9 protein-coding genes are annotated in these 18,956 nt (G+C 62.8%); 7 read left to right on the top strand and 2 right to left on the bottom strand.

The annotated features are described in order from the left end of the window. Nucleotides 1-4 precede the first annotated feature (4 nt). Both ACIPZF_RS06015 and ACIPZF_RS06010 read left to right on the top strand, forming a co-directional pair. On the top strand, nt 5-772 hold the full coding sequence (locus tag ACIPZF_RS06015) for a divergent polysaccharide deacetylase family protein (protein WP_400796439.1): 768 nt from the start codon (nt 5-7) through the stop codon (nt 770-772). A 78-nt stretch (nt 773-850) separates the two neighbouring features. After that, a complete protein-coding gene (locus ACIPZF_RS06010) occupies nt 851-2,254 on the top strand; it encodes a trypsin-like peptidase domain-containing protein (protein ID WP_400796437.1) in 1,404 nt (467 codons plus the stop codon). A gap of 93 nt (nt 2,255-2,347) precedes the next feature. Here ACIPZF_RS06010 and ACIPZF_RS06005 read toward each other — a convergent pair whose 3' ends face one another. Beyond that, nucleotides 2,348-7,030 carry a dermonecrotic toxin domain-containing protein gene (locus tag ACIPZF_RS06005; RefSeq protein ID WP_400796435.1) on the bottom strand — a complete coding sequence of 1,561 codons (4,683 nt, stop codon included), beginning with the start codon at nt 7,028-7,030 and terminating at the stop codon, nt 2,348-2,350. 124 nt (nt 7,031-7,154) lie between these two features. Next, nucleotides 7,155-9,158: a BCCT family transporter gene (locus ACIPZF_RS06000; protein ID WP_400796433.1), complete on the bottom strand. Its 2,004-nt coding sequence runs from the start codon at nt 9,156-9,158 to the stop codon at nt 7,155-7,157. A 478-nt stretch (nt 9,159-9,636) separates the two neighbouring features. On the opposite strand from ACIPZF_RS06000, the gene betI reads away from it, so the two are divergent. From betI to mscK, 5 genes are all read left to right on the top strand, one after another. Continuing rightward, entirely contained in the window at nt 9,637-10,293 is a 657-nt protein-coding gene (gene betI / locus ACIPZF_RS05995; protein ID WP_400796430.1) for a transcriptional regulator BetI, read from the top strand. A 38-nt stretch (nt 10,294-10,331) separates the two neighbouring features. Beyond that, nucleotides 10,332-11,804, top strand: coding sequence for a betaine-aldehyde dehydrogenase (betB, locus tag ACIPZF_RS05990; protein ID WP_400796427.1), 1,473 nt, complete (start codon nt 10,332-10,334; stop codon nt 11,802-11,804). Nucleotides 11,805-11,882: 78 nt separating this feature from the next. Next, complete coding sequence (gene betA, locus ACIPZF_RS05985; RefSeq protein WP_400796424.1) at nt 11,883-13,580, top strand: choline dehydrogenase; 1,698 nt, start codon at nt 11,883-11,885, stop codon at nt 13,578-13,580. 255 nt (nt 13,581-13,835) lie between these two features. Continuing rightward, entirely contained in the window at nt 13,836-15,578 is a 1,743-nt protein-coding gene (locus ACIPZF_RS05980) for a potassium/proton antiporter (protein ID WP_400796421.1), read from the top strand. Nucleotides 15,579-15,612: 34 nt separating this feature from the next. Then, nucleotides 15,613-18,921 carry a mechanosensitive channel MscK gene (gene mscK, locus ACIPZF_RS05975; RefSeq protein WP_400796418.1) on the top strand — a complete coding sequence of 1,103 codons (3,309 nt, stop codon included), beginning with the start codon at nt 15,613-15,615 and terminating at the stop codon, nt 18,919-18,921. The last annotated feature ends 35 nt before the right edge of the window (nt 18,922-18,956 follow it).

The raw sequence follows: 18,956 nt of genomic DNA, 5'->3' as shown, positions 1-18,956 counted from the left end.
CCTCATGCGCTGCTGGCTGTTTCCGCTGTTCTGCCTGTTGGCCGGCATCGCCCAAGCGGCGCCGGCCAACAAGGCGTATCTGAGCATCATCATCGACGACCTGGGCCAGAGCACCGAGCGCGACAACCGCACCCTGGCGCTGCCTGGCCCGGTGACCATGGCGGTGATGCCCGACACCCCGCACGCCACTGACTTCGCCCGCCAGGCACACAAGGCCGGCAAGACGGTGATCCTGCACATGCCCATGGACCCGGCCACCGGCCCCTATGCCTGGCACCCCGGGACGCCGATCGAAGCGCTGGCCCAGCGCCTGGATGCGGCGCTGGCCAAAGTGCCGTATGCCGCAGGCATCAACAACCATATGGGCAGCCGCATGACCGCCCAGCGTGAGCCGATGGCCTGGTTGATGGGTGAGTTGCAGCGACGACACCTGTTCTTCGTCGACAGCCGCACCAGTGCTGCCACGGTGGCGGCGGCCGAAGCGCAGGCGCAAGGGCTGGCGCATGTCTCCCGAGATGTGTTTCTCGATGACCTGCGCACCCCTGAAGCGATCGCCGGGCAACTGCAGGTGGGCATCGACCTGGCGCGCAGGCAAGGCTCGGCTGTGCTGATCGGCCACCCGTACCCGCAAACGCTCGAAGTGCTGGCGCGCGAACTGCCCCGCCTGGAAAGCCAGGGCATCACCCTGATCAACCTGCCGCAGATGATCGCCCAACGCGGCAATCAGGCCATGCCGGCGCACGGCAAGCATGGCCGCTACAGCAACCGCTGATCGAGGCCTTCACTTATTTACCGCCTGACCTGGGTGTAGTGCTTTCACCCTGCGTACTCCACCCCTAGGAGGTACGCCATGCATAAGCACATGTTCCTGGCAATGCTCGGCCTGACATTGTTCAGTCAGCTGACCTGCGCCAACCAGCTGCCCGACTCCACCCATGAACCTGCAATCCTGCACAACAGCGCTGGCCAGAACAGCCAGTGGAATGGCATCGGCCGGCTGTCAGTGGCAGATCACCAATGCATCGCGACATTGCTCGACAGCCGTGATTCGCAAGCCCAGGCGCAGGGGCCGGCCTATATCCTGACGGCCGGCCACTGCGCTGGCGGCGTCAACGGCAAGGTCCTCGTCGACCAGCCTGTGACCGGCAGTATTGCCTTCAACTACTTCGTTGATACACCCACCCAACGCCTCGCCGTACCCCTCAAGCGTATCGTGTGGAATAGCTTGCAGGGGGCGGACTTGGCGCTGGTGGAATTGGATGCAACGCTTGAAGGGTTGCTGGCGCTGGGCATCTCGCCGATCAGGCTCGGCTCCTCGCCCCCGCCGCAAAGCAGCGTCCAGGTGATCGGTGAACCCAGCGCCATCGGCCAGGGCCTGCGACTTTCCACGTGCACGGAGCGCTACCAGGCCATCACGAGTGTTGGCAACTGGGTGTGGCGCAATGTACGGCGCAACGATTGCCAGGGCCTGGCTGAGGGCGCGTCCGGCAGCCCCGTCCTGGAAACCCACGGCAATCGCCTGGTAAGCGTGGTCAACAGCCTGCATGACGACGGCGTGGGGGCCATACCCACCGAGCGCGTACAAGGATGCTTCAGTGCGGGCAAGGCAGACCTGGAGCTGGACACCTGCCAATTGCTGCCCGGCTTCCAACTGGAGCCACAAGGCAATCGGTTCAAACCCCTGAGCAAAATCAAAACCTTGGCGGACGGCTCCGTTGAACAGCCAAGCTGGAACTTCGAATTTCTCATCGACACCCCACGCTACCGCTACAAGACCAGCACCGACGCCCTCGCCTGCGAGGATCCGACCGGCTACAGCGGCACTGTTTCTTCCAGTGAAAACCTGATCGATGACCCCATTGGCCCGGCACCGGGCATCCACTATCTGTGCCTGCTCGGTGTACAAGATCCGGATCAGTTGCCGTCCAACGCGCTAATGGCCAACAGCCTCAGCATTGCCGCCGAGCTGCTGCCCGCCGGCAAACCCACGGCCCAGGTGGCAACCGAGCAGCTGACCAACGGCAACCTGCGCGTCACCTGGCAGAGAGCGCGCGACGTCGTGTTTTATCGGGTTAAACGCGGCGCACCCGAGACGACCGACTGCGACGATCTTTCCGGTTATCGCTTGCTACCTGGATACACCCGCGAGGTCGAGGCATCCGCCTTGCCGCTGAAGCTGTGCAGCGTTGCCATCGACCTGAATCTGCAAAGCTCCGACTCTCGCACCGATCTGTTGCAGGCGAAGTTGCCCTGACCTCGCCATGAACCTGCCGCAGCTGCGCATTGCTGCATGGCTGCGGCGGTTTTCAAGCACACGCAAGGCGCCTGGCGATGCTCAGACGCGGCTTCAGAACGGAATGATGCCTTCCGCCTGTTCCAGCGTCAGCCTGCCCCGATGAACTCGCCCACCCTCCTCTTCGCGTCCGCTGCGACGCCGTTGCGCCCATGTCTTAAGATGCCCGACGGTAAAGCCACGCGACACTGTGTCAGCTGACGGCATGTGGAAATGGGCCGCCCACAAGGGTCGTCCCTTCTGGTCGCCCGGGTTGGCCAGACGAATGATCTTGTACTCATCGAACGCGCTGCCATCGGCCATGGTATTGCGAGGGAACATGTATTCAGCCTTGATCAAGCCTTTGTCGTGCAGAAACTTCAAACCGTCAGCAAAGGGATAGGGCGTGTCGGTATAAAGCTTGATCAACTTCAACTCCTTTTGCGAGCGCAGCTTGTCCAACTCCTCTTCCAGGCGCCTGACCAGTGCATCCGGCAAACTTTCCTTGCCCTGCATATCGATAGCGCGACGAAGCTTGTCGATGTGCCGATCGAAGAGTCGGACCACCTTCTGACTGCGCAACTTGTTCTTGATGTAATCATCCGCCTTGGCCAACACCTCATCGCTTTTATCAACCAGCGCCTGAACCCTCATGGCCGTGTCAGTCACGACTTCATCGTCCGGCGGGGCTGTCGCTGCAGAGGGGTCTGGGCGCTCTTGCCATATATTGTCCCTGAGCTCGTAGACTGAACGCACCTCTTTGCTGATGGGGTCGAGAACCTGCAGTATCTCCTGCCCGCTCTCCTGCACGTTGGTGGCGATGACAATCAGCCCTTCAGCCGTATGCAGCACCTGCTGGCGCTGCACGGTGGGCCGGTACGGCTGGCGTTGCGGTGGGGGGTTGGCACTTTCCTGAGCCTCGATGGCCTTGACCAGCCGCTGCCCGGCATCCAGCTTGAGCCTCTCGACATGCTCGCGATAGCGCTGCAGCCAGAGGGCATCGATCAGGGCGCCGCCGGTGCTATTGATGGTCGCGCTGTTGACCAGCGCCGCCGCATATTCGTCCCACGCTTCTTGAAGGATGGAAATTCGATCGTCCAGTGACACATTGGCGAAGGAAAGCTCGCCATGGGCGCCGGCAGCGGCAAGCAGAGACTTGCCCGCCAGATTCTCGCGAAATTCAGCAATACGTTCGTGACCCTCGAGGGAGTTCATGTGCAGTGCCAGATCCGCCAGATTCATGACGTGGTGAACACGTAACTGGACCGTACTGTAAGTTCGCAATCCAATGATCTGGTCCACGGTAGGGCCTTGACCTGCCACTGCACCCTCAACCACCAGGTCGCCAGGTGCATCCGTCAGTAATTGATCAAAGTACTCTTCGCCCAGCAACATGCGCTCCTGGTAAGCGACGACGTGCTCGAGCCCCTGGCGATACTCGGCATAGGCCTCTTCGACAGTACCCACCCTTTTGCCCACGATCTTGGCTCTGAGCCGATCCAGACGAGGATAATCGACCAATTCGGTCAGCTGGATGAGCATGATATCGGTGCTTCTGATCATGCTGACCAGACTGATGACCTTCATGGCTTCCAGAGATTGCAGATGCCCATCGCTGCGATAACTGTTGTACTTGTCTTCAAGCAAGGTGTTCAGCAGGGTGAAAAGCTGCTTGTCCAGGCCGACGGACTTTTCCAGGATTTCTGCGGACTGGTTGTCCAGTTTTTTTGCAATGACCCGCAATCCTTCGATCTTCTCTTCACATAAGCTGATGACTCTCTGATCATCCTCATTGGCCTTCTGGTTCTCTGCAGTGGGTGCGCGGCTGTCAATCCGGCCCTGCGCAGCGGCTTGGAGTTTGTAATAATTGTCGAACTTGTTGTTGGTATCGAACTTCTGGTCAATCACAGCGTTATAGAGAGCCGCCGAGGCACGTGCTTGCTCTGAAAGGACGTTGGATAGCTGGAACATGCTGTCGTATTTCGATTTGAGCCGGCGGGCCAACGTCTCACGCGGCATCCCCGCCCTCAGACGCAACGCACTGTCTATGCGCCACTCGCCGTGTTCGTACGCCAGCCAAGGCCCCTGTGCACCGCTGTCACTCACGACCCGCGCACCGCCAGGCACCTTTTCGACACGATAGCTATCGCCCGCCAGCGCCGCGTAGTAGTGCCCATCCACACGATAGAGCCCTTGGTTATCGCCACTGCTCAACGGTGCCAGACCGTGCAGTGACAGGCTTGAGCGCATGGCCCTCAATGCAGCGCGCTGGGGAGCGGGCAGCCAGTTGAAACCCTGGCTCGCCCGCCAGGCGAAGTCCAGGCGCCGGTCTGGCCCGCTGGCGAACGCGCCGCTGGCATGCAAAGACCCGGCATCGGGCGTGATCGCCACCTCGGCAAACGCGCCCCGCTGCTCTGCCAGGCCCTCGAAGCGGGCCACAAGCGGAGAATGCGGACCAGGGCCGCCGAGGGGTCGCGGTTGGCGTACATGCAACAACGCCATGCCAAGGTTCAACAGCAGGTTGGCGACTGCCGCGCTGCGTGTTACCCCTTGCTCTTGCTCCATTACCGCCATATCACTCTCCAGGGAGCTGAGCAGTTGCAGCAACCAGGCTGCACTGGCCACCGGCCCCTTCAGGATGACCGTAACGGTATCGAACAGCAGCCAGGCGAACTCAGCCAACGACGCCCAGTAGCTCTCGGCATCCGAAGTAGAGTGCAGATCGGCAAGTTCAACCAGCAGATCGCGATTGGCCGAATACAGTGCTTCGTCCAAATCCGCGAACCAGAACTGAGTGACCAACACCGGGGGGGCCGGGCGCTCGAGGGTCTCGAACGGATCGATGCCAATGCTGGCGACATGCGGCTCTTTGAAACCGCCGTTGGCGTAGATGTGCCGAACCCGGGGCTCGAGCCATTGCACGATGCTGTCCTGCAGCAGCGCCGACTCGCCAATATGCTCCAGCAATGCCGCGAGACTGGCATATTGGCGAATGGCATCCTGTTGATAGAGAGGACGGTACAACAGCACCAGCTCTGGTTCCGCGCAATACAGCACATACATGCAGCGAACGCGGTCTATTTGCTGGGACTGCGGCTGACGCTTGAACGCCAGCGGCATCATCGAGGCCCTGGGCGTTAGCGGGTCCATTCGTCCCGCACAGAAGTCCACTACGCACTGCAGTCCTGCTTCTGTCAGTTTGCCGTCGACTTGCGCCTGCAGCGCGCTGAACACCATCGCACTGCGCCATTCACGTGCAAATCGCTTCAACCGATCGGGGCGCTTGTCCGGAGCATCCAGGGCATCGGCCACATAGCGAGGGTAGCGGCCACCGATGTCCGCTTCGGATACCAGTGCCCTCACGGTATCGGCGTTCAGCCAGTAGGGTCCGTCGCGTCCATCCTGGTGCCTGATACGTAGAATGGCAGCCCCGTGCAAAGCACTGAGATTGCCGATGGCGAACTCGATCAAAGTCTTGTGGCCAGGTTCCAGTGGCTCGCCGCCGCCACTGCCGGTGGCCGCGCCGCCTGGAATGCCGCGCGCCAGGCCCAGCTCCAGTACCAGGTCGTCCACCGAGTCCTGGTAGCCGTGCTTCTGGCGCATCAACTCCGCCAGCCGTTGCCGGGTGTAGTCGTTGAGGTTCTGGATGCCATCGAGCGATGCGATGCCATCAGCCTCCATCTGGTCGATGCCAAGCTGCAGCAGGGCCTCGCAATAGGCGAAGCTGTTGCGCCCAGGGCCGGCAACGAGCCCTGGCGGAGGCGGCACCCTCGCTGTGTCGGCGATGAATCCGGCGAACCATTGGCCGGGGTCGCTCAATTGAGCGAACACGTGCTCCAACTGCGCCAGGTCAGCGATGGGTGAATAGCGCAGCCGCTCGATCCGCTCGAGCTGGGTTTCAAGCAACAGCGCAGCGTATTGGGCAAAGACGTTGCCCTGTATCGGATAACGACTCCAGCTCATGCTGTCGAATGCATACCGCTGCGCCAGCTCATTGCGCAGGCCCAGGGCAAAGGCCTGCAGTGAGTCGAACGCGCGAACGTCGCCGGTGGGTTCACACCACAGCAGTACGCGCTGCTCGTCCCACTCACCGCCCACCAGCACACCGACTTGCGTTTCAACCAGCGTCTCGTTAGCCGAACCCAGGTGTGCCTCGACCAGATACACCTGGGGTTGCTCGCTACCCCCTCGCAGCAATCCGCGCAAGCACGCTTGCTGATGCGCATCCAGCCCCTGCGCTGGCAAGCGAAAGGCCAGAGCCGCCTTGAGCAGCCATTGCAGCCAGACGTCGCGGCTGACGCCGGCGGCGCCGAGCTTGCCCCAGTACTCGACTTGCGCCTCGCCAAACAGGGTTGCCAGCCGGCCCAGCAAATCGTTGAGGGGTCCGCTCAAGCCGGAGGTCTGCCGGGTATCGAATTCGCTGTGCGATCCTGCAAATCGATAGGCCCCACTGAGCCCCAGGTTGTGGTGACGGCCCTCCACGGGCTCGACATCCAGAGGCCTGCTGCTGAGCAGTGCACTCAAGAGGTGATCGACCAGCGGCTCGGTCGTCCAGTGATCTGCCCCGGGAACCGGGCTGTCCAGCATCAAGGGATCAGCGGACCCTAGCGCAGGCTCCACTGCTGCCAGCCAGGGCAGTTCTTCCAACAGCACCTCGAGCAGGTGCTTGCTGGCAACTTGCCGCAGTGTTGGGCGATCACTGAAATGCACGGCAGCGGCGCTTTTGAAATCGAACGTTGAAGTATCGGGGTTGGGCATGGGCTCGGCTCCCTGGAAAATGAAGCAGGAAGGTCGCGCAAACCGTGGCTTTGCTGGCGTTACTTGTTACTGGCAAAAAAAAACCCTGCTCACATGAACAGGGTTTTTCGCGATGGATCAGCAATCAGCTGTACACACGCCCCAGCAACTGGCGGTGGCTTTCGAACTGGTCCAGTACATCACGCACGATCTGCTCGGGCGCAAAGCCCATCAGGTCATACTCCTGGCTGCCATCGTGCAGATACACCTCGGCGCGGTAGAAGCGCTGGCGTACTTCCGGCTCGCCTTCGACCGGCGCTTCACTCGGCGCGGCCATGTAGCCGTCGAGGCTGACCTCATAAACGAACGGGTTGCCCTCGTCCATCATCACCCGCAGGCCCATCGTGTTGCGCGACTGGCCGACGCGGCTTTCCACCTCGAAACCGAGCGTCTGCAATTGCGCGGCGGCTTCTTTCAACGCCGGGCTGACCTGTTTGTCCATGAAGCGCTGCACCACGGCCTGAGTCGGCTGCAGTTCCAGCTGGGTCAGGCGCTCGCTGAAGCCGCGGCGGCCACGGGCGGCCAGTTCGGCGCGCTCCTGCTCCACGGCAACGTCCTGCTTCATGGCCTTGTACAGCCCGAACATGAACAGCACCAGCACCACCGAGAACGGCAGGCCGGCCAGCACCACCATGGTCTGCATGGCTTCGAAGTTACCGGCGAACAGCAGGCCGATGGTGACCAGGGTGATGACCACCGACCAGAACACCACCATCCAGTGCGGGGCGTCTTCGTCGACCTTGCCGCCTTTGCACGACAGGTTGGCCATCATCACCGCGCCGGAGTCGGCCGGGGTGAGGAACAGCACGAAGCCGACGAACACCGCCACACCGATCACGATCTTGGCTGCCGGGAAGTATTCCAGCAGCTGGTAGATCGACATCGACGGCTGTTCCAGCGCGGTCTTGCCCAGCTCCACTGCGCCCTGGTTGATCACCAGGTCCAGCGCGGTATTGCCGAAGATCGACAGCCAGGCCAGGGTGAAGCCCAGTGGAATCAACAACACGCCCATGACCAGCTGGCGCACGGTGCGGCCCTTGGAAATACGGGCAATGAACATACCCACGAATGGGCCCCAGGAAATCCACCAGGCCCAGTAGAACACGGTCCACAGGCCCAGCCAGCGCTCGGACTTGCCCGCTTCGCCTTCATACACATACAGGTCGAAGGTTTTCAGCACGATGCCATTGAGGTAGTCGCCGACGTTCTGCACGAAGCCGTTGAGCAGGTGCAGGGTTTCGCCGCCCAGCAAGACGAAGATCAACAGGCCGCTGAACAGCGCGATGTTCAGGTTGGACAGGCGGCGAATGCCGTTTTCCACACCCGACACCGCCGCCACGGTGGCCACGCCAGCCATGACCAGAATCACCACCAGCAGGTTGGTCTTGCTGTGGTCCATGCCGAACAGGTATTCCAGGCCCGACGACACCTGCATCGAGCCGATTCCCAGGTTGGTCACCAGGCCCAGCAGGGTGACGAACATGCCGAAGATGTCCACGGCATTACCGGCAGCGCCCTTGACCCAGCGCTCACCGACCAGCGGGTACAGCGCCGAGCGCAGGGCCAGCGGCTGGTTGTGGCGGTAGGCGAAGTAACCCACGGCCAGGCCGACCAGCGCGTAGATCGCCCAGCCATGCAGGCCCCAGTGCAGGAAGGTCAGCTGCAGGCCCTGGCGCGCGGCTTCGAGGCTGGCCGGGGTGCCTTCGGGTGGGTTGAAGTAGTGGTCCAGCGGCTCGGAGGCGCCGAAGTACAGCAGCGAGATACCGATACCGGAGGAGAACAGCATGCCGGCCCAGGCGCCGTAGCTGAAGTCCGGCTGGTCGTCCTTGCCGCCCAGCTTGAGGCTGCCGTAGTCGGAAAACGCCAGGTAGACGACGAACACTAGGTAACCGCAGATCACCAGCATGTAGTACCAGCCGAAGGTACGCGTCAGCCATTTCTGGGCAACGCCCAGCACCTGGCCGGCGGTTTCCGGTACAGCGATCAGCAAGGCAGTCAGAACGAGGATCATCAGCGCGGAGGTGAAGAACACCACGCGGTTGACCCGTACCCTCTCGGCGGGGGGTTTGGTAAGGGAGGCAGAACTCATTGCACGAATGCTCCGGGCAGTACGGCTTGTGGAGGCTAATCAGTCTTTCCCGAGCAATTGGTGCAATAGCCCCACTGCGTCAGGTGTTATAAAAGCACCTTGGAAACCGTGATCCCGAATCGATACGTTGCAAAAAAACAGACAGGTGACCTGTTGAAAATGCCCCGCACTTGCTTGAAGTGCGCGCATTCGCCACAGAGCACCCCGCCCGCTCCAAGGGCCTGCCGCAGGTCGTCGACCACTCGGCAGAATCTGAATCTTGCATCGCTGATGCCCGTCAACGCCTTGTATTCCGGGGGTTACACGATTTCCTGGGGTGTCAATCAGTGCCTTCGAAACAGCCTTGAAAACTGTCAATGGCACAAATTGTCGCAGAGCTTATTCTTTATTGATTGAACGTTCAATCAAAACAAAATAGACTGGCCTTCGCCGAGTCAGCCGCCTGTCGTCTGCTCGCAGGGCCTGAGGAGATAGCAAGATGCCCAAGGTCGGTATGCAACCCATCCGCCGCCAGCAGTTGATCGAAGCCACGTTGCAGGCGGTCGATCAGGTAGGCCTGGGGGACGCCAGCATTGCGCTGATTGCCCGTTTGGCCGGTGTGTCGAACGGCATCATCAGTCACTACTTTCGGGACAAGAACGGCCTGATCGCAGCGACGATGGGTTACATCATGAACATGCTCAACGAAGGCGTTCGAGCACGTCGCCAGGCCCTGACGGACGACAGCCCGCGTGCCCACCTGAAAGTGATCATCGAGGGCAACTTCGATGCCAGCCAGGTGAACGGCCCGGCAATGAAAACCTGGTTGGCCTTCTGGGCTTCCAGCATGCACCAGCCCGATTTGCACAGGTTGCAGCGGATCAACGATCACCGCCTTTACTCCAACCTGTGTTGCCAGTTCCGCCGCACCCTGCCGCTCTACCATGCGCGCAAGGCAGCCCGCGGCCTGGCGGCCCTGATCGATGGCTTGTGGCTGCGTGGCGCCCTGTCGGGTGATGCATTCGACACCGACCAGGCGATACGGATTGCATACGAATACATGGATCTACAACTGGCTAAGCAGCACACCCTGGACAGCACGGACCAGGCTGCTGAACAAGCGCGCATGGCCCTTGCCAACCCGGCAGGAGCGTGACGCGCACGCCAACCACACACTGCACTTGCGAGGACACTATGGCCCGTTTCGGAACGCAAAAACTCTACATTGATGGCGCTTACGTCGACGCTGGCAGCGATGCCACCTTTGAAGCCATCAACCCGGCTACCGGCGAAGTCCTCGCCCACGTGCAACGTGCCACCGAGGCTGACGTCGAGAAAGCCGTCGAAAGCGCCGAGCGTGGCCAGAAAGTCTGGGCCGCGATGACCGCCATGCAGCGCTCGCGCATCCTGCGCCGCGCCGTGGACATCCTGCGCGAGCGCAACGACGAGCTGGCCATGCTGGAAACCCTGGACACCGGCAAGTCGTACTCGGAAACCCGCTACGTCGACATCGTCACCGGCGCCGACGTGCTGGAATACTACGCAGGCCTGGTACCGGCCATCGAAGGCGAGCAGATCCCGCTGCGCGAATCGTCCTTCGTCTACACCCGCCGCGAGCCGCTGGGCGTGACCGCCGGTATCGGTGCCTGGAACTACCCGATCCAGATCGCCCTGTGGAAATCCGCCCCGGCCCTGGCCGCCGGCAACGCGATGATCTTCAAGCCGTCGGAAGTCACCTCGCTGACCACCCTGAAACTGGCCGAGATCTACACCGAAGCCGGCCTGCCGAACGGCGTGTTCAACGTCCTGACCGGCAGCGGCCGTGAAGTCGGCACCCTGCTGACCGAGCACCCGCGCATCGAGAAAGTCTCCTTCACCGGCGGCACCACCACCGGCAAGAAAGTCATGGCCAGCGCTTCGAGCTCCTCGCTCAAGGAAGTCACCATGGAACTGGGCGGCAAGTCGCCGCTGATCATCTGCGCCGACGCCGACCTGGACAAGGCCGCCGACATCGCCATGATGGCCAACTTCTACAGCTCCGGTCAGGTCTGCACCAACGGCACCCGCGTGTTCATCCCTGCCGAGATGAAAGCCGCGTTCGAAGCCAAGATCGCCGAGCGCGTTGCCCGCATCCGCGTTGGCAACCCTGAAGACGAAAACACCAACTTCGGCCCGCTGGTCAGCTTCCAGCACATGGAAAGCGTGCTCGGCTACATCGCCAAGGGCAAAGAAGAAGGTGCCCGCGTGCTGTGCGGTGGCGAGCGTCTGACTGAAGGTGAGTTCGCCAAGGGCGCCTTCGTGGCCCCGACCGTGTTCACCGACTGCACCGACGACATGACCATCGTCAAGGAAGAGATCTTCGGCCCGGTGATGAGCATCCTCACCTACGAAACCGAAGAAGAAGTCATCCGCCGCGCCAACGACACCGAATACGGCCTGGCCGCTGGCGTGTGCACCAACGACATCAGCCGCGCCCACCGCATCATTCACCAGCTCGAAGCCGGCATCTGCTGGATCAACGCCTGGGGTGAATCGCCGGCCGAAATGCCGGTTGGTGGCTACAAGCAGTCGGGCGTTGGCCGTGAAAACGGCGTCAGCTCGCTGGCTCAATACACTCGCATCAAGTCGGTCCAGGTCGAGCTGGGCGGCTACAACTCGGTCTTCTAAGGCCCAGTCCAGCCACGCCCGTGCCGCCGTGCACGGGCGTTTCCGCTCCCTGATCACCGCCATCACGAGGGTACGTTCATGTCCCAAGAATTCGATTACATCATCGTCGGCGCAGGCTCGGCCGGTAACACCCTGGCCACCCGCCTGACCGAAGACGCCAGCGTCACCGTCCTGCTGCTGGAAGCCGGCGGCCCCGACTACCGCTTCGATTTCCGCACCCAGATGCCAGCCGCCCTGGCCTTCCCGCTGCAAGGCCGCCGCTACAACTGGGCCTACGAGACCGACCCAGAGCCGCACATGGACGGCCGCCGCATGGAATGTGGCCGCGGCAAGGGCCTGGGTGGCTCTTCGCTGATCAACGGCATGTGCTACATCCGTGGTAACGCCATGGACTTCGACGGCTGGGCAGAACTGCCAGGCCTGGAAGACTGGACCTACCTGGACTGCCTGCCGTATTTCCGCAAAGCGGAAACCCGTGACATCGGCCCCAACGACTACCACGGCGGCGAAGGCCCGCTCAGCGTCGCCACGCCAAAAGCGGGCAACAACCCGCTGTTCCACGCCATGGTCGAGGCCGGCGTGCAGGCCGGTTACCCGCGCACCGAAGACCTCAACGGTTACCAGCAGGAAGGCTTCGGCCCGATGGACCGTTCGGTGACCAAGAAAGGCCGCCGCTCCAGCACCGCACGCGGCTACCTGGACCAGGCCAAGAAGCGCCCTAACCTGACCATCGTCACCCACGCCCTGAGCGACCGCGTGCTGTTCGACGGCAAGCGCGCCGTTGGCGTGACCTACCTGGTCGGCGACAGCGAAGAGCGCGTCGAAGCCCGCGCCCGCAAGGAAGTCATCGTCAGCTCCGGCGCCATCGCCTCGCCGCAACTGCTGCAGCGCTCCGGCGTCGGCCCGCGCGCCCTGCTGGAAAGCCTCGACATCCCGGTGGTGCACGAGCTGCCGGGCGTTGGCGAGAACCTGCAGGACCACCTGGAACTGTACCTGCAGTACGCCTGCACCCAGCCGGTGTCGCTGTACCCGTCGCTGCTGTGGTGGAACCAGCCGGCCATCGGCGCCGAGTGGATGTTCAACGGCACTGGCATCGGCGCCAGCAACCAGTTCGAGGCCGGTGGCTTCATCCGCACCCGCCCTGAGTTCGAGTGGCCGAACATTCAGTACCACTTCCTGCCGGTAGCGATTAACTACAACGGCTCCAACGGCGTGAAGGAACACGGCTTCCAGGCGCACATGGGTTCGATGCGTTCGCCAAGCCGTGGCCGCATCCAGGCCAAGTCGAAAGACCCACGCCAGCACCCGAGCATCCTGTTCAACTACATGGCCACCGAGCAGGACTGGCAGGAATTCCGCGACGGCATCCGCCTGACCCGCGAAATCATGGCTCAGCCGGCGCTGGACCCGTACCGTGGTCGCGAGATCAGCCCGGGCGCGCACGTGCAAACCGATGAAGAGCTGGACAAGTTCATCCGCGAGCACGCCGAAACCGCCTTCCACCCATCCTGCTCGTGCAAGATGGGCACCGACGACATGGCGGTGGTCGATGGCGAAGGCCGCGTGCACGGCATGCAGGGCCTGCGCGTGGTCGATGCGTCGATCATGCCGATCATCATCACCGGCAACCTCAACGCCACCACGATCATGATCGCCGAGAAGATCTCCGACAAGATCCGCAACCGCAAGCCGCTGCCGCGCAGTACTGCCAAGTACTACAAGGCTGAAGGTGCGCCGGTGAAGGGCAAGCCGATGCGGGAAGTTAAACAGGCGTAAATCTGCTCTGTCCTCTTCGCGGGCAAGCCCGCTCCCACAGGATTATCACAACTCTTGAGACTTGTGCTGTACCTGTGGGAGCGGGCTTGCCCGCGAAAGGGCCTACACAGGCACCCCACCAAAAGGCACCCCCCGCGGTGCCTTTTGCACATCTGCAGAAACGCTTTACATCCCGCCAATTCATCAGGTTAGAATCGATTGGCACGCGACTTGCCAGTCATATCCCTTTCCCGCGCGACCCCGGAGTATCTGCCTTTGGATGCCAGCACCATCAACAGCCTGTTTCTGATCGGCGCATTGCTGGTTGCTGCAAGTATCCTGGTCAGTTCGCTGTCGTCGCGCCTGGGCATCCCGATCCTGGTGATCATCCTCGCCGTCGGCATGATCGCCGGCGTCGACGGTGGCGGCATCATCTTCAACAACTACCCGACCGCCTACCTGGTGGGCAACCTGGCGTTGGCCGTCATCCTGCTCGACGGCGGCCTGCGCACGCGGGTGGCGAGCTTCCGCGTGGCCTTGTGGCCGGCGCTGTCGCTGGCCACGGTCGGGGTGATGATCACCACCGCCCTCACCGGCATGGTAGCCGCCTGGCTGTTCGACCTGAGCCTGATCCAGGGCCTGCTGATCGGCGCCATCGTCGGCTCCACCGACGCCGCGGCGGTGTTTTCGCTGCTCGGCGGCAAGGGCCTGAACGAACGGGTCACCGCCACGCTGGAGATCGAATCCGGCAGCAACGACCCGATGGCAGTGTTCCTCACCGTCACCCTGATCGACATGATCGCCAGCGGCCAGACCGGCCTGCACTGGAGCCTGCTGACCCACCTGCTGCGCGAATTCGGCATCGGTGGCCTGCTGGGCCTTGGCGGTGGCTGGCTGATGCTGCAGCTGGTCAACCGCATCAACCTGGCCGGCGGCCTGTACCCGATCCTGGTGGTCGCCGGTGGCCTGGCGGTGTTCTCGCTGACCAACGCCCTGCACGGCAGTGGCTTCCTCGCTGTGTACCTGTGCGGTCTGGTGCTGGGCAACAGGCCGATCCGCAGCCGCCACGGCATCCTGCACATGCTCGACGGCATGGCCTGGCTGGCGCAGATCGGCATGTTCCTGGTGCTGGGGCTGCTGGTCACGCCGCACGACCTGCTACCCATCGCGCTGCCAGCATTGGGCCTGGCGCTGTGGATGATCCTGGTCGCGCGGCCGCTGTCGGTGATCGCCGCGCTGCTGCCGTTCAAGGCCTTTCATGGCCGTGAAAAAGGCTTCATCGCCTGGGTCGGCCTGCGCGGCGCGGTACCCATCATTCTGGCGGTGTTCCCGCTGATGGCCGGGTTGCCGGATGCACAGCTGTTCTTCAACCTGGCGTTCTTCATCGTGCTGGTGTCGCTGCTGGTGCAGGGCACCAGCCTGCCGTGGATGGCCAAGCTGCTGAAGGTCACAGTACCGCCGGATCCAGCGCCTATCTCGCGCTCTGCGCTGGAGGTGCACATCACCAGCGAGTGGGAGCTGTTCGTCTACCGCCTGGGTGCGGAAAAATGGTGCATCGGCGCCGCCCTGCGTGAGCTGAAGATGCCTGAAGGCACCCGCATCGCCGCGCTGTTCCGTGGCGAGCAACTGCTGCACCCCTCGGGCAGTACCGTGCTGGAAGTCGGCGACATGCTCTGCGTGATCGGCCACGAACATAACCTGCCGGCGCTGGGCAAGTTGTTCAGCCAGGCGCCACAGCGCGGCCTGGACCTGCGCTTCTTCGGCGACTTCGTGCTCGAAGGCGATGCCGAACTCGGCGCGGTGGCCGCGCTGTATGGCCTGAAACTCGACGGCCTGGACGCGAAAATGCCGCTGGCGCAGTTCATCCGACAAAAGGTCGGAGGCGCTCCAGTAGTAGGTGACCAGGTCGAATGGCACGGCACCATTTGGACCGTGGCGACCATGGACGGGAACAAGATCCAGAAAGTGGGCGTCAGATTCCCCGAAGGAACGCGACCCGGACCAGGATTGTTCCTCTAAACTCCGTTATCGCCCGAGCTACAGTAGTCTGCCTATGTCCCTGCGCGTGTACCTTCGCACAGCCCTGTTCGGGCTGTGCCTGTCCCTTTCGTTCGCGGCTGCCGCGGCCGAGGCTCCAACCACTGCCAGCATCCAGCACAGCCTCGACAAGATCGCCGAACGCAAACTGCCCGAAGCTGACCAGAAAGCCCTGCAGCAGGTGCTCGAACAGACCCTGAGCCTGCTCGCCAACAAGGAAGACAGCGAAAAGAAGCTGGCCGCGCTCAAGCAGCAGCTGGCCAGCGCGCCGAAGGAAACCAGCGACAACCAGAAGGAACTGGCCAAGCTCAAGGACAGCAAGCCGCAACCGGTGGCCCAGCGCTACGCGACACTCAACGTACCGCAGCTGGAGCAGATGCTCAGCGAGCGCAACACCCAGCAAGGCGAGCTGCAAAAAGCCCTGTCGGACGCCAACAGCCTGATCATCAACTCGCAGACCCGCCCCGAGCGCGCCCAGGCCGAGATCAGCAACAACCAGACCCGCACCCAGCAGATCAACAACATCCTCAAGAGCGGCAAGGATGGCGGCAAGTCGATCAACGCCGACCAGCGCAACCAGCTCGCTGCCGAACTGGCCTCGCTCAACGCCGTGACCCTGTTGCGCCGCCAGGAACTGGCCGGCAACGGCCTGCTGCAGGACCTGGGCAATGCCCGCCATGACCTGCTGATCGAGCGCGCCGCGCGCCTGGAGCAGGAAATCCAGGACCTGCAGACGCTGATCAACGAAAAGCGCCTGGCCCAGTCCCAGCAAACCGTCACCCAGCAGTCCATCGAGGCGCAGAAAGCCGGTGGCAGCAGCCTGCTGGCCAGCGAAAGCGCGGCCAACCTCAAACTCTCCGACTACCTGCTCAAGAGCACCGACCGCCTCAACGAACTGACCCAGCAGAACCTGCGCACCAAGCAGCAGCTCGACAGCCTGACCCAGGCCGACCAGGCGCTGGACGAGCAGATCAGCGTGCTCAAGGGCAGCCTGCTGCTGTCCAAGATCCTCTACAAGCAGAAGCAGGCGCTGCCGCACCTGAAGCTCGACCGCGACCTCGCCGATCAGATCGCTGACATCCGCCTGTACCAGTTCGAGATCAACCAGCAGCGCGAGCAGATGAGCAGCCCAGTGACCTACGTCGACAAGCTGCTGGCCAACCAGCCGCAGGAAGACGTCACTCCGGCCCTGCGCAAAGCCCTGCTGGAAGTCGCCATAACCCGCAGCGACCTGCTCGAACGCCTGAACCGCGAGCTGTCGGCGCTGCTCAACGAATCGATCACCCTGCAGCTCAACCAGAAGCAGCTGCTCGGCACCGCCCAGGGCCTGCGCACCACCCTCGACGAGCAGATGTTCTGGATCCCCAGCAACAAGCCGCTGGACTGGGACTGGTTGAAATATGTACCCGAGCGCTTCGCCAAGCAGGTCGCCGACCTGCCGTGGGGTTCCGGCATCAAGGAACTGGCCGACGGCCTGAGCCAGCGCCCGCTGCTGTTCCTGCCGTTGCTGCTGGTGATCGGCGCGTTGCTATGGCGGCGCAAATACCTGTACCAGCGGCTGAGCAAGGTGCACCAGGACATCGGCCACTTCCGCCGTGACAGCCAGTGGCACACGCCGCAGGCGATCCTGATCAACATCCTCCTGGCGATGCCGGTGAGTCTGGGCCTGGCCCTGTGCAGCTACGCCCTGCAGATCGACGCCCGTGGGCAGAATGCCAACCTGGGCGCCGCCCTCTGGCAACTGGCGCAGGCCTGGCTGGTGTTCTACACCGCCTACCGCATCCTCGCTCCCGGCGGCGTGGCGGAAATCCACTTCCGCTGGCACAAGCCGCAGGTCGAATTCCTGCGCGGCTGGGTGCGCCGGCTGGGCACCGTGGTGCTGGCGTTGGTCGGCGTGGTGGCGGTCGCTGAGCACCAGCCTTCGGCACTGGCCGACGACGTGCTGGGCATCGGTGTGGTGCTCACCTGCTATGCGCTGATGGCCTGGCTGCTCAGCCGTCTGTTGGCGAGCAGCCCGGCGCACCGTGATACCTCGCTGTTCCGCCGCGCCGTCGGGGTGGCCTTCACCGCCTTGCCGATCGCCTTGTTCGTCGCGGTGTGCTTCGGCTACTACTACACCGCACTCAAGCTCACCGACCGGCTCATCTACACCCTGTACCTGCTGATGTTCTGGCTGGTGATCGAGGCCGCGTTCGTCCGTGGCCTGTCGGTGGCCGCGCGGCGCCTGGCCTACCAGCGCGCCCTGAGCAAACGGGCGGCGGCCAAGGAAGGGCTGGATGGCGAAGTGATCACCGAAGAGCCGACCCTGGATATCGAGCAGGTCAACCAGCAGTCGCTGCGCCTGATCCGCCTGGCCCTGCTCGGCGGCTTCATCGCCGGCCTCTACTGGGTGTGGGCAGACCTGATCTCGGTGTTCGCCTACCTCAACAACTTCACCCTGTACGAATACACCAGCGGCACCGGCGCCGCCGCCAGCATGGTGCCGATCAGCCTTGGCGACCTGCTCGGCGCGCTGGTGATCGTCGGCATCACCTTCGCCCTGGCCGGCAACTTGCCAGGTTTGCTGGAAGTACTGGTGCTGTCGCGGCTGAACCTGGCCCAGGGCAGCGCCTATGCCACCACCACGCTGCTGTCGTACACCATCGTCGGCATCGGCATCGTCAGCACCCTGTCGACCCTGGGCGTCAGCTGGGACAAGCTGCAGTGGCTGGTGGCGGCGCTGTCGGTGGGCCTGGGCTTCGGCATGCAGGAGATCTTCGCCAACTTCATTTCCGGCATCATGATCCTCTTCGAGCGCCCGGTGCGCATCGGCGACACCATCACCATCGGCAACCTGTCCGGCACGGTGAGCAAGATCCGCATCCGCGCCACCACCATCACCGACTTCGACCGCAAGGACATCATCGTCCCCAACAAGACCTTCATCACCGGCCAGCTGATCAACTGGTCGCTGACCGACACGGTCACCCGGGTGACGTTGAAGCTGGGCATCGACTACGGCTCCGACCTGGACCTGGTGCGCGACCTGCTGCTCAAGGGCGCCCACGAGAACCCGCGGGTGCTCAAGGACCCGGAACCGCTGGTGTACTTCCTCAACTTCGGCGAAAGCTCGCTGGACCACGAATTGCGCATGCACGTGCGCGACCTGGGCGACCGCAACCCGACCCTGGACGAGATCAACCGCTACATCAACCGCGAGTTCAAGGCGCACAACATCAAGATTTCGGTGCGCCAGGTAGAAGTGTTTTTGATGGACACCAAAGGCGGCAAGCAGCAGCTGATTCCCGTGGAGCAACCCAAACCGGATGGCACTGCGCCGGCCTGATGCGGCTCGAATGCTTTATTCTGTGCTGAACCCCA

The sequence above is a fragment of the Pseudomonas sp. NPDC089752 genome, from assembly GCF_044748725.1.
Lineage (GTDB): Bacteria > Pseudomonadota > Gammaproteobacteria > Pseudomonadales > Pseudomonadaceae > Aquipseudomonas.
Note: the sequence above shows the minus strand (reverse complement) of the source record. Positions and strands in the feature narration are given on the sequence as shown.

Bases quoted from the DNA above. Each gene is read 5' to 3' on its own strand.
- betI (WP_400796430.1), top strand. From the start codon at position 9,637: ATGCCCAAGGTCGGTATGCAACCCATCCGCCGCCAGCAGTTGATCGAA.
- ACIPZF_RS06015 (WP_400796439.1), top strand. From the start codon at position 5: ATGCGCTGCTGGCTGTTTCCGCTGTTCTGCCTGTTGGCCGGCATCGCC.
- mscK (WP_400796418.1), top strand. From the start codon at position 15,613: ATGTCCCTGCGCGTGTACCTTCGCACAGCCCTGTTCGGGCTGTGCCTG.
- ACIPZF_RS06000 (WP_400796433.1), bottom strand. From the start codon at position 9,158: ATGAGTTCTGCCTCCCTTACCAAACCCCCCGCCGAGAGGGTACGGGTC.
- ACIPZF_RS06010 (WP_400796437.1), top strand. From the start codon at position 851: ATGCATAAGCACATGTTCCTGGCAATGCTCGGCCTGACATTGTTCAGT.
- betA (WP_400796424.1), top strand. From the start codon at position 11,883: ATGTCCCAAGAATTCGATTACATCATCGTCGGCGCAGGCTCGGCCGGT.
- betB (WP_400796427.1), top strand. From the start codon at position 10,332: ATGGCCCGTTTCGGAACGCAAAAACTCTACATTGATGGCGCTTACGTC.
- ACIPZF_RS06005 (WP_400796435.1), bottom strand. From the start codon at position 7,030: ATGCCCAACCCCGATACTTCAACGTTCGATTTCAAAAGCGCCGCTGCC.